Annotated in this window: 12 protein-coding genes; 3 read left to right on the top strand and 9 right to left on the bottom strand. The window is 71.9% G+C overall.

The window, feature by feature from the left end; translation table 11 throughout:
* Nucleotide 1: 1 nt before the first annotated feature.
* Nucleotides 2–1111 carry a methyltransferase gene (locus tag Q9S36_RS08010; RefSeq protein WP_311284662.1) on the bottom strand — a complete coding sequence of 370 codons (1110 nt, stop codon included), beginning with the start codon at nt 1109–1111 and terminating at the stop codon, nt 2–4.
* 102 nt (nt 1112–1213) lie between these two features.
* On the opposite strand from Q9S36_RS08010, the gene Q9S36_RS08005 reads away from it, so the two are divergent.
* The gene (locus Q9S36_RS08005) at nt 1214–1678 is read left to right on the top strand and encodes a DUF3817 domain-containing protein (RefSeq protein WP_311284661.1); all 465 of its coding nucleotides are present in this window, start codon (nt 1214–1216) and stop codon (nt 1676–1678) included.
* A 6-nt stretch (nt 1679–1684) separates the two neighbouring features.
* Here the strand turns inward: Q9S36_RS08005 and Q9S36_RS08000 are convergent, their stop codons facing one another.
* Nucleotides 1685–4609: an aminotransferase gene (locus tag Q9S36_RS08000; protein ID WP_311284660.1), complete on the bottom strand. Its 2925-nt coding sequence runs from the start codon at nt 4607–4609 to the stop codon at nt 1685–1687.
* Nucleotides 4610–4695: 86 nt separating this feature from the next.
* Here Q9S36_RS08000 and Q9S36_RS07995 point away from each other — a divergent pair, with 86 nt between their 5' ends.
* Together Q9S36_RS07995 and Q9S36_RS07990 are read left to right on the top strand one after the other, a co-directional pair.
* Complete coding sequence (locus tag Q9S36_RS07995) at nt 4696–5151, top strand: hypothetical protein (RefSeq protein WP_311284659.1); 456 nt, start codon at nt 4696–4698, stop codon at nt 5149–5151.
* The gene (locus Q9S36_RS07990) at nt 5148–6671 is read left to right on the top strand and encodes an ATP-dependent DNA ligase (RefSeq protein WP_311284658.1); all 1524 of its coding nucleotides are present in this window, start codon (nt 5148–5150) and stop codon (nt 6669–6671) included. The genes Q9S36_RS07995 and Q9S36_RS07990 overlap by 4 nt, the downstream gene beginning before the upstream one ends.
* Nucleotides 6672–6789: 118 nt before the next feature.
* On the opposite strand, the gene Q9S36_RS07985 is transcribed toward Q9S36_RS07990, so the two are convergent.
* The 7 genes from Q9S36_RS07985 to Q9S36_RS07955 form a co-directional block, all read right to left on the bottom strand.
* Nucleotides 6790–8064 (bottom strand): sugar ABC transporter permease, encoded by a 1275-nt coding sequence (locus tag Q9S36_RS07985; RefSeq protein WP_251450540.1) that lies wholly within the window; start codon nt 8062–8064, stop codon nt 6790–6792.
* The gene (locus Q9S36_RS07980) at nt 8061–8867 is read right to left on the bottom strand and encodes an ATP-binding cassette domain-containing protein (protein ID WP_311284657.1); all 807 of its coding nucleotides are present in this window, start codon (nt 8865–8867) and stop codon (nt 8061–8063) included. The genes Q9S36_RS07985 and Q9S36_RS07980 overlap by 4 nt, the downstream gene beginning before the upstream one ends.
* A gap of 79 nt (nt 8868–8946) precedes the next feature.
* Nucleotides 8947–10035 carry a sugar ABC transporter substrate-binding protein gene (locus Q9S36_RS07975; RefSeq protein WP_251450536.1) on the bottom strand — a complete coding sequence of 363 codons (1089 nt, stop codon included), beginning with the start codon at nt 10033–10035 and terminating at the stop codon, nt 8947–8949.
* Nucleotides 10036–10275: 240 nt separating this feature from the next.
* Nucleotides 10276–11472 (bottom strand): ABC transporter permease subunit, encoded by a 1197-nt coding sequence (locus Q9S36_RS07970; RefSeq protein WP_311285067.1) that lies wholly within the window; start codon nt 11470–11472, stop codon nt 10276–10278.
* A 47-nt stretch (nt 11473–11519) separates the two neighbouring features.
* Nucleotides 11520–12356, bottom strand: coding sequence for an ATP-binding cassette domain-containing protein (locus Q9S36_RS07965; protein WP_311285066.1), 837 nt, complete (start codon nt 12354–12356; stop codon nt 11520–11522).
* Nucleotides 12357–12428: 72 nt separating this feature from the next.
* Nucleotides 12429–13508 (bottom strand): substrate-binding domain-containing protein, encoded by a 1080-nt coding sequence (locus Q9S36_RS07960; protein WP_311284656.1) that lies wholly within the window; start codon nt 13506–13508, stop codon nt 12429–12431.
* 4 nt (nt 13509–13512) lie between these two features.
* Nucleotides 13513–14706: an ROK family transcriptional regulator gene (locus Q9S36_RS07955; RefSeq protein ID WP_251450532.1), complete on the bottom strand. Its 1194-nt coding sequence runs from the start codon at nt 14704–14706 to the stop codon at nt 13513–13515.
* Nucleotides 14707–14728 lie beyond the last annotated feature (22 nt).

Genomic DNA, 14728 nt, shown 5'->3' with positions numbered 1-14728 from the left:
GTCAGCGACGCGTCGACGCCGTGACCGTGAACTTGGCGTTCCGGGCGATCTGCCGCGTGGGTCCGACCAGCTGCTCGAGGGCGGCGCGGTAGCGCAACGGCGAGTTCCACACCGTCCACAGCTCGCCGCCGGGGCGCAGCACGCGGGCGGCGTCGGCGAAGAGCCGGGGGGCGAGATCGCCGGTGACGGCGGCGCCGCTGTGGAACGGCGGGTTCAGGGCGACGAAGCCCGCGCTCGCCTCGGCCATGCTCTCGAGGCCGTCCTCGCGCACCACCCGCACGCGCTCCGCCACGCCGTTGGCTTCGGCTGTGGCGCGCGCGGAAGCGACCGCCGCGGCCGACACGTCGGCCGCATGCACGCGAAGCAGCGGATGCCGCGACGCCAGAGCCGCCGCGATCACGCCGGTGCCGCATGCCAGGTCGACGGCGGGCAGGTCGGCGGGCACGGTGGGCGGCAGGTGCGCGAGCAGGAGGCGGGTGCCGATGTCTATCCCGGCACCGGCGAACGTGCCGCCGTACGCGCACACCACGAGACCGTCCTCGGTCGCGCGCCGCGGCTGCGGATCCGCGCCCTCGCCGGGGCCCGTGGCGATGAGAACCCGCGACTTCTGCCTGGCGTGCGTGACGTCGACCCGCGCGAAGTGCCGGCGGAGCACGTCGTTCATGCCGAGCGACATGTGCTTGATGCGGCCGCCCGCGAACACCCGGACGTCGCGGTCGGCGTGACGGGCGATGAGGCCCGCGATGTCGTCGAGGGCGTCGAGCGAGCGCGGCAGTCGCAGCAGCACGACGCGGGCGTCCTCGACGGCCGTGGCGTCGAGGGGGCGGGGGCGGGCCGCGCCGGGCATGCCGAGGTCGGCGGCATTGGCCGCCAGCGCGCGCTCGCCCACGATCGAGTCCTGGTGCACCCGGACGGGTCCGCCGGCCGAGGCGGACGCCGCGAGCGTGAGTGCGCCGTACGCGTCGCCGATGACGGCGATCCGCCCCGCGGCGACACCGTCACGGGCGCCCGTCGAGACGTCGAGGATGAGGCGATCCGCCGCGTCGACGGCGACCAGGTCCGGTCCCTCGACATCGGGTCGACGTCGCAGGGTCTCGAAGGGGAAGTCCACGCACCCACGCTAGACCGCCGCGCCGTCGGCACCGGACGGGTGCGTCCGGGCGGGCCGGCCCGCACCCGCGCTTAGGCTGGAGATCCCGACCCGAGGAGACCGGTGTTCCGCACGCCCCTGACCCTGTTCCGCACGCTGGCCATCGCTGAGGCGATCTCGTGGACGCTGCTCATCGGCGGCCTCATCCTGCGCGCGACGGCCGACCTCGCCGTCGCCGTGACGGTGGGTGGCGGCATCCACGGATTCGTCTTCCTCGCCTACGGCGCCACCGCGATCCTCGTGGCGAGGAATCAGCGCTGGGGCGCGGGGCCGGCGATCGTCGCGATCGGCAGCGCCGTCATCCCGTACGCGACCATCCCCACCGAGGTGTGGCTGCACCGCAGCGGCCGCCTCGCCGGACCATGGCGCCTCGAGCCGACGGCCGATCCGCGCGACGCCGCGTGGCACGACCGGCTCATGCGCTGGTTCCTGCACCGCCCGTGGGTGCTCGCGGCGCTGATCGTCCTGGCGGTGGCGACCCTGTTCGTCGTCCTGCTCATCGTCGGCCCGCCGGGCGGGCGCGACTGACGCCGATCACCATCCCTCGGTGAGCACGCGGTCCAGTGCGCCGACGAGGGCGTCGGCGCTGGCGTCGTCGAAGCACATGGGGGGCTTGATCTTCAGGATGTTCTGGTGGTCGCCGGTCGGCTGTGCGATCACCCCGAGGTCGCGAAGCCGCCGGCAGATCGCCGCCGTCTCGGCGGTCGCGGGCTCCCACGTCGCGCGGTCGCGGACGAACTCCGGCCCGAGGTAGAAGCCCGCGCCGTGGACGGTCGCGAGAATCGGATGCCGCGACCCCAGGTCGAGCAGCCGCCGACGCAGTCGGTCGCCGACCTCGCGCGCGTTGCGATCCAGATGCTCGTCGCTGATGACGTCGAGGACGGCCAGGCCCACCGCGCACGAGACCGGGCTGCCGCCCGCGGACGAGAAGAAGTAGCCGCCGTCGCGGTACCGCGCGGCGATCTCGCGCGTGGTGATGACGGCTCCGAGAGGCTGGCCGTTGCCCATCGCCTTGGCGACCGCGACCACGTCGGGAACGACGCCCTGCTGTTGGAACCCCCAGAACCACTCGCCCAGGCGCCCGTAGCCGACCTGCACCTCGTCCGCGATCGCGAGCCCGCCGTGCGCGCGGACGGCGCGGTAGACGGCGTCGAGGTAGCCGTCGGGGAGGAAGACCCCGCCCGCGTTGCCGAAGATGGCCTCGGCGACGACAGCACCGACGGGCGTGCCGGCGGCCGCCAGCCGCTCCACCTCGGCGACCGCCTCGCGCGCATAGGCCGAGGGGTCCGCGGCGTGGGCTCCGCGCTGCGGATGGGGCGCGGGCACCGTGTGCACCCACGCGGGCCGGGTCTCGAGGGCGGCCGGATTGTCGGCGATCGAGGTAGAGACGGCGTCGGTGAGGAAGGTCCAGCCGTGGTACGCCTCGCGCACGGCGAGGACGTCCGTGCGTCCCGACCAGACCTGACCCAGACGCAGCGCGAGGTCGACCGCCTCGGAGCCGCTGTTGACGAGGAACACCGTGTCGAGCGGGTCGGGAAGAAGCCCCGCCAGCCGCTCGGCGAACTCCACGATGCCGGGGTAGTGGAAGCGGGAGTTCGTGTTGAGCAGCCGCCACTGACGGCTCGCCGCCTCGACCACACGGGGGTGGGCGTGACCGACCGACGTGACGTTGTTGAGGGTGTCGAGGTAGACCCGCCCGTCCGCGTCGATGAGATGCTCGCGCCAGCCGCGCACGATCACCGGAGGGTCGTCGTAGTAGTGCTCCTGCACGTCGGCAAGGGCGGCGTCCCGGCGCGCGCGGAGCGTCTCGGCGTCCGGCCGCGCGGGCAGCGGCGCGAGCCCCGGAAGGATTGAGCCCGGGTCGGCGACGACCCTGCGCCACGCGTCGGCGAGCGACGCGGGCACGAACGGCGGCGCCTCGACGCCGGGTCGGGTCGCCTGCACCCACACCCGTCCGGTCGCGGTGCCGAGGACGTCGCCGGCGGCGACGGTGCCCTCGGACGCGGGCACGCACCCGTCGACCCGCAGGTCGATGTCGTCGCCGTGCAGGACGAGACCGTCCGGCGTCCGCGCGATCCGACCGGCCCAGGGCGCGCGCAGGCCGGTCTCCTCGCGCAGGCGCAGCTCGACGCCGAGGGCGACGTTGGCCGGCTCTTCGACCTGGTGCGGCTGAGACCGCGTGAGTCGGGCCTCGCCGAACCGAGCCGCCGCGACGGCGCCGGTCGTCGCATCGAAGACATCGTCTTCGACGGATGCCGCCAACCACCGGCCGCCGCGAAGGAACGCGTCGTCCAGCGCGCCGTCGAGCGCGGGACTCGTCGGCGAGAGGTCGACGGTGGTCATCTCGTCGATGTCGATCAGCGGACGAGCCGCCGGAAGCGCAGCGGGCGGCGCTTCGTGCCGTGCCGCGCGCTGCACGAGCGCGGTCGCGACCGGCAGCGGCAGCGACACGGCGTGGGCGAAGATGAGCTGCTCGTGCGACAGGTTCTCAGCCGCGTAGGCGTTCCCGGGGTCGGTGGCGAGCACGTGGTGGGCGCTCGCGACCAGAGTCGCTGCGCGCACGACCACCAGCGGCCAGAGCGCGCGTGCCTCGGCATCCGTGATCGGTCGCTCGGCGGCGTAGGCCGATACGGCCTGCATCGCCGGCACGAGTCCGCCGCCGGGGTGGTGCAGCAGGGACGACACGGTGATCGCGAGCTCGCCGATCGCCCACGTGCGGTTGAGGTCGCCCAGATCGATGACGCCGTCGGGCATGCGCGAGACGGGATCCGACGCGACGACGTTGTCGTCGGTGAGGTCGCCGTGGATCCACTGCACCGGCAGGTCGTCGGCGACGGCCTGGACGGCCGTCCACGCCGCCGCCGCGGTGTCGGCGAGCCGGCGTCGGTCGCCGGCGTCGGCGACGTGCGGCAGGGTGGCGGCGAGCGCCGTCGGCGCATGCCGCAGGTCCCACTGGTGCGTGCGCTCGGCGCCTGGGGCGTCGAGGGACTCGAGCGCGCCGGCGATCTGCGCGGCCAGCCGTCCCATCCGCCGAACGACGGGGATCGAGAGATGGCCGGTGAGCGTCTCGCCGGGGAGGAAGTCCAGCAGGCGGGCGTGCACGGTGACGCCGTGCACCGCGACGGCGAGCGTCGAGCCGTCGGCGTCGGCGTCGGCGAGGGGGAGGGCGCGGGGCGCCCGCACACCGCAGCGGTCGGCGATGAGGGCCGCCGCCGACGACTGCGCCTCGGTCTCGGCCCGCGTGACGCTGGGGTTGGCGATCTTCAGGAGCAGGTCCGGGCCGTCGGGACGCGTGAGCAGGAAGTTGCGGTCCTGGTGGCTGCCCAACGCGCGGGCGGACCCCGCGATGCCCCACCCGTCCGCGGCGATGCGCGCGGCATCCGCGGCGCTGATGGCTGGTGGCGCGGGCTGGACGAGAGGCCGGACGCTGCCGCCGGGGCCTGGCGAGGTGTCGGACATGCGGGTGCGGGTCTCCTTCAGGGCTGGGACGAGAGTATCGCCCGGCGACGGGCCGAGCGGGGTGCGCGGTGAGGCATGCTCGAGGGATGAGAAGCGGCCGACGACAGCGCACCAGACGCGCAGGGACGATTCCGCAGACGATCGCCCGCTGGGCGCTCGTCGCCCTGCTGGGTGTGGCCGGGGCGAGCCACCTGACCTGGGGACGCCGCGGCTACCGCATCGTCGTGCCGGACTGGGCCACGCGGATGCTGCGCACAGACAAGGATATGATCGTCGTGGCCTCGGGGGCGGTCGAATTCATGCTCGCCGCCGCGCTGGCGGTGCTGCCCGGCGACCGCGCGCGGGTCGGCGCGGTCGTCGCGGGCTTCTTCGTCGCCGTCTTCCCGGGCAACGTCCACCAGTGGCGCACCCGCCGGGACGCACCCCTCATGCGCACCGACCGCGCGCGGTTCGTCCGCCTGCTGCTCCAGCCGGTCCTGGTGGCCTGGGCGCTGTGGTGCACGAGGCCGGTGTCGGAGCCCCGGAGGAGGATGCGGTCATGATGCTCGCCGACCTGCTGCGGGCGACCGAGGAGGTCGCCGCCACCCGCGCGCGCCGCGGCAAGGTCGAGGCGCTCGCGGCCCTCCTGGGCGCGATGACACCGCCCGAGATCCCGGTCGCCGTCGGTCTGCTGCTCGCCAAACTTCGACAGGGCCGGCTCGGAGTCGGCTGGCGCGGGCTGGGCAGCGTCGAGACCGCGCACGCGGCGGCATCCGCTCTGACGATCCTCGATGTGGATGCCGCACTCACCCGTCTCGCCGAGGCTTCGGGCGCCGGGTCCGCGGGCGTGCGACGGAACGAGCTCGAGGCGCTCGCGGCACGCTCGACGGCGGCGGAGTGGGAGCTGCTCACCCGAGTGATGCTCGGCGAGCTGCGCACCGGCGCTCTCGAGGGCGTCGTGCTCGACGCCGTGGCCGCCGCCGCCGACCGACCCGCCGCCGTCGTGAGACGGGCCGCGATGCTGTCGGGCGACCTCGGCCGGACGGCCGCGCTCGCGCTCACGGGGACCGCCGACGAGCTCGCCGCGGTGGGGCTCGAGGTCGGCACGCCGGTGCTGCCCATGCTCGCCTCGACCGCGGGATCGGCGGCAGACGCGGTGCGCACGCTCGGCGTCGCCGCGGCGGTGGAGTACAAGCTCGACGGTGCGCGGATCCAGGTGCACCGCCGGGGCGACGACGTGAGCGTGTACACGCGCAGTCTCGCCGACATCACCCACCGCGTGCCCGAGATCGTCGAGGCGGTGCGCGCCCTGGCGGCCGACCCGGTGATCCTCGACGGCGAGACGCTCGCCCTCGACGAGGACGGCGGCCCTCGCCCGTTCCAGGACACGATGGCGCGGTTCGGGTCGGACACCGCGGCTGCGGTGGTGCTGCGCCCGTGGTTCTTCGATGTGCTGCACGCCGACGGTCGCGACCTCATCGACGAGCCGCTCAGCGTCCGGCGCGAGGTGCTCGCGGGCCTGGTCGGCGATCGCATGGTGCCGGGAATCGTCACCGACGACCCCGATCAGGCCGAAGCGCTTTCGCGCGAGGCGCTCGCCGCCGGGCACGAGGGGGTGATGGTCAAGAGCGTCGACTCGCTCTATGCCGCCGGTCGCCGGGGGTCGTCGTGGTTGAAGGTCAAACCGGTGCTGACCTTCGACCTCGTCGTGCTGGCGGTCGAGCCGGGCTCGGGACGGCGCACCGGCATGCTGTCGAACCTGCACCTGGGCGCCCGCGACGCGGCGGGGGAGTTCGGTCCTGCCGGTGGATTCGTGATGGTCGGGAAGACCTTCAAGGGCCTCACCGACGATCTGCTCCGCTGGCAGACGGCGCACTTCCCCGAGATCGAGACGCACCGCACCGCGTACGCCGTCCACGTGCGACCCGAGACCGTGGTCGAGATCGCGATCGACGGCGTCCAGCGATCGACGCGCTACCCGGGAGGCGTCGCTCTCCGCTTCGCGCGGGTCAAGGGCTACCGCCCCGACAAGTCACCCGCCGAGGCGGACGACATCCGCGCGCTCCGAGACCTGCTGCGCTGAAACCGGACTCACTTCCGGCAGAATACGCCATGACACCTCATCGACCTCTCATGCGGAAACGGCGGACGGCGCGGGCCCGGCCGAGCCGGTCCCGCGCCGTCCGCGCGTCGATGTGCGGCTAGGTTCTCGAACCGCCGCCCGAGCGCAGCCGCGACAGCGCATCGACCGTGGCCGCGAGGATCAGCACGCCGCCGGTGACGAGCAGGTTGATGCCCGCCGGCAGGTTCAGCAGACCCAGGCCGTTGGTGATGACCGCGATCACGAGGGCACCGATGGCCGCGTGGATCAGCCGGCCGCGCCCGCCGAAGAGGCTCACCCCGCCGACGACAGCGGCGGCGACACCGCTCAGCACGATGTCCCGGCCGACGGTGGCATCGACCGATCCGACCCGCGAGACGCTGAGCAGTGCCGAGAAGACCGCCAGACTCGAGCAGATGACGAACGCCCACCACTTGATCCAGCGGACCTTCACGCCGGATCGCCGCGCCGCTTCGGCGTTGCCGCCGATCGCGTAGATGTAGCGACCGAACTTCGTGCGGTCCAGAGCGAACGTGCCGATCCACAGGATCACCAGCACGATCGGCACGACGTTCGGCACGCCCTGCACCGCGTTGACCGACTGGCCGCGGTCCTGGTTGAGGATGAACACCACGGCGCCGCCGATGACGGCGATGACGGCGAGTTTGATGAACACCAGCGAGATCGCGCGGTTGGGCACGCCGGCGCGGGTGCGCCGCGCGCGGTCCCAGAAGGACGTGCCGGCCGAGACCGCGAGCATGATCGCGAGCATGAGCCAGCCTCCCCAGACGGGCAGGTTGCCGTTCTGCAGCGCGATGAGCTCGGGCACCTCGACCCGGAACAGGCCTCCCGGACCGATGATGACCAGCGCCAGCCCCTGGAGACCGAGGAACAGACCCAACGTGACGACGAACGACGGGATGCCGACCCTCGCGACGAAGAAGCCTATGAGCGCGCCGATGAGGAAGCCGAACCCGAACCCGAGGAGGAGGGCCAGCGGCCACGCGATGCCGAACTGCGCGTTGAGCACGACGAACAGCGCCATGCCCACGCCGCCGGTGACGCCGGCGGACAGGTCGATCTCGCCCAGGAGCAGCACGAACACGAGCGCCATGCCGAGGACCACCAGCGTCGCGGCCTGATTCAGCAGGTTCGCGAAGTTCCGCTCGGTGAGGAAGAACGGGCTGAGCACCGAGAACAGCAGGCTGAGCACGACGAGACCGCCGATGGCGGGGAGTGCGCCCATGTCGCCGCTGCGCACGCGCTGCCACCACGCGCGGATCTGATCGACCAGACCGCCTTCGACGCCGCTGCCGATGAGGTCGCTCGCGACGGGATCGGGCGCCGCCTCGGTCCGGGTCGCGTTGCTGCTCATAGTGCGCCTCCCTCGGTGCGGATGGTCGAGGTGTCCTCGATGACGACCCCGGACGGGGTCTTGGTGCCGGTGATGTAGCCGACCACGTCGTCGCGGGTCGTCGACGAGGTCGGGATCTGCGCGACCATCTGGCCGAGGTAGAGCACTGCGATGTCGTCGGCGACGGCGAACACGTCGGCGAGGTTGTGACTGATGAGGACCACCGCCACGCCCTGCTCGGCGAGCCGCGTGACGAGGTTCAGCACCTGCTCGGTCTGGGCGACACCGAGGGCCGCCGTCGGCTCGTCGAGGATGACGACACGGGCCTTCTTCAGCACGGCGCGGGCGATGGCGACCGTCTGGCGCTGCCCGCCGGACAGGCTGGAGACCTTCTGGCGGACCGACTTCACCGTGCGCACCGACAGCGAGCGCAGGGTGTCGGAGGCGTCCTTCTCCATGCGCCCCTCGTCGAACGTGCCCGCCGACAGCTCCTCGCGACCGAGGAACATGTTCTGGACGATGTCGAGGTTGTCGCACAGCGCGAGGTCTTGATAGACCACCTCGATGCCGAGGCCCGCCGCCTCGCGCGGCGTGGTGAGGTCGCGGTGCTCGCCGTCGATGCGGACCTCGCCGCTGTCGTACGGCTGGACGCCGGCGAGACCCTTGATGAGCGTGGACTTGCCCGCACCGTTGTCGCCGACGAGTGCGGTGACCTTTCCGGGGCGGACCTTGAGGTCGACGCCCTTCAGGACGGTGACCGGGCCGAATGATTTCCTGACGCCGATGAGTTCGATGATCGGCTCTTGTGCAGTCGCTGTTGACATGCTCGCTTCCTCGCGATGGTGGTCGACACGGGTGGAGGACGCCCCGCCCCGAAGGGCGGGGCGTCCTCGGGAGGAGGTGTTACGGGGTGACCCCGTACTCCTCGCACGCGGCCATGACCTCGTCGGTGCACACCTCGTCGTAGGCGGCGTCGCCGGCGGCGATGACGTCCTTGACCTGCTCCGGGCCGACCAGGATCGGCGTGACCTGAATGTAGGGCGTGCCGTCCTCGAGCTCGGCGTCCGTCGCCGGCTCTTCGCCGTTGAGCAGTGCCACCGCGGTCTCGACGGCCGCGGCGGCCTCATCGGCGACCGGCTTGTAGACGGTGGCGGTCTGCCAGCCGAGCAGGATGTTCTGCAGGCCCGCGACGTTGGCGTCCTGGCCCGAGACCGCGACGCCTTCGAGGTTGTTGTCCTGCAGCACCTTGATGACGCCGGCGGCGTTGGTGTCGTTGGCCACCCACACCCCGTCGACCGCGCCGTCGAGCGAGGTCAGGGCCTGCTCGAAGTTGGTCTGCGACTTCGCCTGGTCCCACACCCCCGGAGGCTCGGCCGCCGGGCTGATGCCCGCCGCTTCCATGACCTCCACGGCACCCTGCTTGAACATCGCGGCGTTGCCGTCGGTCGGGTCGCCGCCCATGTAGACGACCACGGCCTCGGCGGGGTCCTTGCCTGCGGCCTCGAGGCCGTCCAGGACGGTCTGGCCCTCGAGCCGGCCGACCTCGACGTTGTCGAACGAGACGTAGTAGTCGGCGCCGGCGAACGGGCGGTCGTAGGCGATGACGGGGATGCCCTCGTTCTTGGCCTTCGTCGCGACCGCTTCGGCCGCGCCCTGGTAGTCCACCAGCAGCATGACGCCGCAGCCCTGGGTGAGCTGCTGGTCGGCGATCGTGGAGTACTTGTTGACGTCGCCCTGAGCGTTCTGGATGTCGACCTCGAAGCCGGCGCCCTCCAGACCCTCCTGGAGGTACTTGCGGTCGAAGTTCTCCCAGCGGGGAGAGGATGCCGCGTCGGGCAGGATCACGCAGGCGCGGCCGGCGGTCTCGCCGTCGCCCTCGGCGGTGCCGCCGTCGGTGGGGGTGCCCGTGCCTGCCGAGCCGGCACAGCCGGCGAGCAGGAATGCAGCGGCGCCGGTGAGGGCGACCGCGGCGAGCAGAGAGTTCTTCTTCATCATTCGCCTTTCATCGTTGAAGGTTCGAGCGCTGTCCACAGTGATCGCATCGCGCTGGGTCAAGCATCCAAGCATCCGGCCTTGGCGTCAAGACTTGAACGTAACGCTTTGGCAACGCGGTGCGGCGGACGAATAAGCCGAACGCGAGAACGCTGTGAGTTCTCAGAATGCTTCAAGATGCGCGCCGGAATAACCTGCAAGTAAGCACTATGCGCAAGTGTTCACGACTTGTGTTCCGGATCAGGCGCGGCCGGTCGCCGCCCGGGTCCGCCGGGACATCGAGTCGACGATGACGGCCAGCACCAGCACGACACCGGTGACCATGTACCGAACCGACGAATCCAGGTTCATCAGCGTCAGACCTGACGAGATCGACTGGATGACGACGATCCCGAGCAGGGCGGAGAAGGCTGTGCCGCGCCCGCCGAACAGGCTCGCGCCGCCGATCACGGCGGCGGCGATGGCATTGAGGTTGGTGTCGGCGGCGCCCGAGCTCTGATTCGCTGCTGCCAGGCGGGCGGCGGCGAGGATGCCGCCCACGGCGGCCAGAGTGGAGCACAGGACGAAGACCGAGACGAAGATGCGGTCGACCCGGATGCCGGCGCGTCGCGTCGCCTCGACCGAACCGCCCACGGCGTAGACCGCCCGACCCCACCGGGTGCGGGTGAGGGCGATGTTCATCACCACCACCAGTGCGAGGAAGAACAGGAACATCACGCCGACGCCGCGGGAGAGGTTCAGGTACCAGGCCGACGCTGTGAGGAAGACGAGCAGGACGGTCGAGCGCGCGGCGATCTCGGCGTAGCTCTGGCTCATCAAGTTGGCGGCGGCCCGTCGACGAGCACGCAGGACCCGTGCCCACGCATACCCCGCGGCGGCGGCGACGGCCAGGACGTAGGAGGCCCACGCGGGCAGGAACATCTGCTGCGCGAACTGCACGATGAACGAGTCGAACGGCAGGTTGATCGAGCCGGTGTCGCCCAGCACCCACAGCTGCAGCCCCAGGAATCCGAGGAGGCCGGCGAGCGTGATCACGAAGCTCGGGAGCCCGAAGCGCGTGTAGAGGAATCCGTAGACGAGACCGACCAGGGCGCCCGCGGCGACCGCAGCGAGAAGGGCGAGGATCGGATGCCACTGGAGCTGCACGAAGGTCACGGCGAGCACTGCGGCGGCGAGCCCTGACACCGACCCGACGGACAGATCGATCTCGCCGACCAGCAGCACCAGCACGATGCCGAGCGCGATCGTGCCGATGGCCGCGCACTGCATGGTGAGGTTCACCAGGTTCGTGCTCGAGAGGAAGACGGGGTTCATCGCCTGGAACACCGTCCAGATGAGCACGAGCCCGACGATGACGGGCAGCGAGCCGAGGTCGCCGCCGCGCACGCGCTCCACGAAGGCCGCCGCAGCCCGCCGCAGACCCGACGAGGACAGCAGACCGTCGTCGGCGTCGTCGTCGAGTCGCCCCAGGTCGCCGTCGCGGCTCACGCGTCGTCCGTCCGCGACGCGCCCGCGCGACGGGGGCCGGTCATGGGGATGACCGAGCCGCCGGCTGTGCGAGCAGCCTCTGCCTCGCGCAGCGCCGCGTCTCGCGCCCGTGCGGCGGCGCCGTGGTCGATCGCTCCGGTGATGGCGGAGATGAGCGTCTCGCTGGTCACGTCGACGACGTTGAACACCCCGTTGTTGCGTCCGAGCCGCAGCACGACGACACGATCGGCCACGGCCATGACGTCGGCCATGTTGTGGCTGATGAGGACGACGCCGTGGCCCCGTTCGCGGAGCCGTTCGATGAGGCCGAGCACCTCAGCGGTCTGGGCCACTCCGAGCGCGGCGGTCGGCTCGTCGAGGATGACCACGCGCGGGTCGCCGACGAGCGATCGCGCGATCGCCACCGTCTGCCGCTGCCCGCCCGAGAGGGACGCCACCGGGATGCGCACCGACGGCACCTTGGCCGACAGCTCGCGCAGCAGCATCCAGGTGCGCTCCTCCATCTCGACCTCGTCCAGGCGACCCGACGACAGCAGCTCCTGTCCGAGCCACAGGTTCGCGACCACGTCGAGGTTGTCGCACAGTGCGAGGTCCTGGAAGACGGTCGCGATCCCCAGCTCCTGCGCGTCGGCGGGGTCGGCGATCTCGACGGTCTCGCCGTCGAACTCGATGATCCCGGCATCCGGAGGGTGGACCCCAGAGAGCACCTTCACGAGCGTGGACTTGCCCGCGCCGTTGTCGCCGACGAGCGCGACGACCTCGCCCTCGTTCACCCAGAAGTCCACGTCGGTGAGCGCCTTGACGGCGCCGAAGCGCTTGCCGATCCCGCGCATGGTCAGCACGCGCTCGCGTGTGCGCCGCCCGCGGCCCGGTGCCTCCGACTGCTTCGTCACCGCGGCAGGCTATCAGTCGAGTCCGGCGGCGGCGCAGGCGGCGGCGTAGTCGCTCGTGCAGATGTCGTCGATGCTCCAGAACCCGTCGGCGACCACCGTCTCGGCGATGTCGTCGACGGTGACCGGCACGGGGTCGAGAAGCGTCGCGGGCGTGCCGTCGACCTCGAGCGGGGCGGTGACCTCGTCGCCGTTGAGGAGGGCGACGGCGACCTCTGCCGCGAGCTCGGCCTGCGGCTTGATGGCCTTGTAGACGGTCATGTGCTGATCGCCGGTGAGGAGGCGCTGGATCGCCGAGAGCTCGGCGTCCTGCCCCGTCACGACCGGCCAGGGCGACACGTTGGCGGCCTTCAGCGCGGCGACCGCTCCGCTGGCGGTGCCGTCGTTGGCCGCGTACACGCCGGCGATCTCGTCGCCGAACTGGGCCAGCTGTCCCGCCACCCAGTCCTGCGCCTTGTCGGGGCTCCAGTCGGGTGTGCTGTACTCGGCGAGGATGCGCAGGCCCGAGTCGTCGATCACGCCGCGGGCGCCCTCGCGGAAGAGCGCGGCGTTGCTGTCGGTGGGGGAGCCGTGGACGAGGATGACACCGGCATCGGGCCCCGCAGCCGCCTCGACGGCCGAGACGAACGCGGTCGCCTGCAGCACGCCGACCTTCTCGTTGTCGAAGGAGACGTAGTACGCCAGGTCGCCGCCGGCGATGAGGCGGTCGTACGACACAACCGGAACCCCCTGCGCGTTCGCCGCCGCGACGATGCTCACGGCCGCGCGCGCGTCGACGGGGTCGAGGACGAGCACATCGGTTCCGGCAGCCAGGGCCGACTCGGCCTGACGCTGCTGCTCGGCGGCATCCTGATCGGCATTGGAGTACAGCACGTCGTAGTCGCCGAGCTCGGCCACGCGCGCCTCGAAGAACGGCCGGTCGAAGGTCTCGTACCGCGCGGTCTTCACATCGGGCAGCAGGAAGGCGATCGTGCCGTCGGAGGCGCCCGAGCCCGAGGCGTCGCACCCGGCGAGTCCCGTTCCGGCGCACAGCACCGCGACGCCGAGCAGAAGCGAGCGGATGCCGCGACGACGCGACGGGTGCGGGCGACGCATCCGGTCAGGCGGTGATGGGGACGGCGCCGGCGCCGGCGTCGACGGACACGTGGTCGAGGGCGATCGCGATCGCCCCGCGCACTTCGGCCCACTCGGCGAAGGACGAACCGACGATCTCGGGCAGACCGGCGCTCGATGACAGGGCGGTGCGCTCGAGCGAGTGGCGCATGGGGGCCATGAGGATCTCGCCCGCCTCGGCCAGTTCGCCGCCGACGACGATGAGCTCGGGGTCGAACAGGTTGCACACGCTCGCCGCGGCGATGCCGATGTGCCGGCCGGCGTCGGCGATCACCCGCCGCGCGCTGCCGTCGCCGGCTTCGGCTGCGCTCAGCAGGTCGCTCAGACGCTGCATGCCCTCGCCCGGAGGGAACAGCGACAGCAGCGCCGGCGCGCCGGCGTACGTCTCGAGGCACCCCCGGTTGCTGCAGCGGCAGATGGGGCCGTTCTCGTCGATCGTGACGTGACCGACCTGCCCCGCCTTGCCGTTGACGCCGCGGAAGAGGTCGCCGCCGACGACCAGGCCCGCGCTGATGGTGTGGCCCACGCGGATGTACACCGCCGACGCGGCGTCGCGGGCGCTGCCCTCGCGCGCCTCGGCGAGGCCCCCGAGGTTCGCCTCGCTGTCGACGTACACGGGCCTGCCGATGCGCAGCGTCAGGCTCTCGGCGATGTCGATGCCCTCCCAGCCGCGCAGCAGCCCCGTGGCCGAGACCATGCCGGTCCGGGGGTCGACCGGCGCCGGAACGGCCAGTCCGACGGCCAGGAGATCGCTCACGCTGCCGCCGAGGGAGTCCATCATGTCGCTGAGCAGCAGGGTGAGTCGTTCCAGCTCGGCGTCGGCGCGGTGGTCGAGGGCGAGAGGGAGTGCCGACTGCGACACGATCGTGCGGGTGGCGTCCGCGATCGCTATCCGCAGGTGGCGCGAGCTGAAATGGACCCCGGCGACGAGCCCCAGCTGACGCGCGAGCGACACGAGCGTCGCCCGCCGGCCGCTGCGCGAGGTCATCGAGGTGTGCAGGATGCCCGTGGCGGTGAGCTCCTTGACGATGTTCGACACCGTCGCCGGCGACAGCCCGGTGCTGCCGGCCAGCTCGACCTGCGTGAGACGGCCGTGCCGCTTCAGCGAGTCCACCACGCGGGCGCGGTTGGCCTCTCGCAGAGAGGACTGCGAGCCAGGCGGGACTCCTCGGCGTGCCACGAGCACACTGTACCGCGAGGCC

Source organism: Microbacterium sp. ARD31, from assembly GCF_031844425.1.
The sequence above is the reverse complement of the archived record's forward strand: the minus strand, read 5'-3'. Positions and strand labels throughout refer to the sequence as shown.

Coding starts and splice junctions, on each gene's coding strand:
- Q9S36_RS07965 (WP_311285066.1), bottom strand. CDS start 12,356: ATGCGCGGGATCGGCAAGCGCTTCGGCGCCGTCAAGGCGCTCACCGAC.
- Q9S36_RS07990 (WP_311284658.1), top strand. CDS start 5,148: ATGATGCTCGCCGACCTGCTGCGGGCGACCGAGGAGGTCGCCGCCACC.
- Q9S36_RS07985 (WP_251450540.1), bottom strand. CDS start 8,064: ATGAGCAGCAACGCGACCCGGACCGAGGCGGCGCCCGATCCCGTCGCG.
- Q9S36_RS07995 (WP_311284659.1), top strand. CDS start 4,696: ATGAGAAGCGGCCGACGACAGCGCACCAGACGCGCAGGGACGATTCCG.
- Q9S36_RS07975 (WP_251450536.1), bottom strand. CDS start 10,035: ATGAAGAAGAACTCTCTGCTCGCCGCGGTCGCCCTCACCGGCGCCGCT.
- Q9S36_RS07980 (WP_311284657.1), bottom strand. CDS start 8,867: ATGTCAACAGCGACTGCACAAGAGCCGATCATCGAACTCATCGGCGTC.
- Q9S36_RS07960 (WP_311284656.1), bottom strand. CDS start 13,508: ATGCGTCGCCCGCACCCGTCGCGTCGTCGCGGCATCCGCTCGCTTCTG.
- Q9S36_RS08000 (WP_311284660.1), bottom strand. CDS start 4,609: ATGTCCGACACCTCGCCAGGCCCCGGCGGCAGCGTCCGGCCTCTCGTC.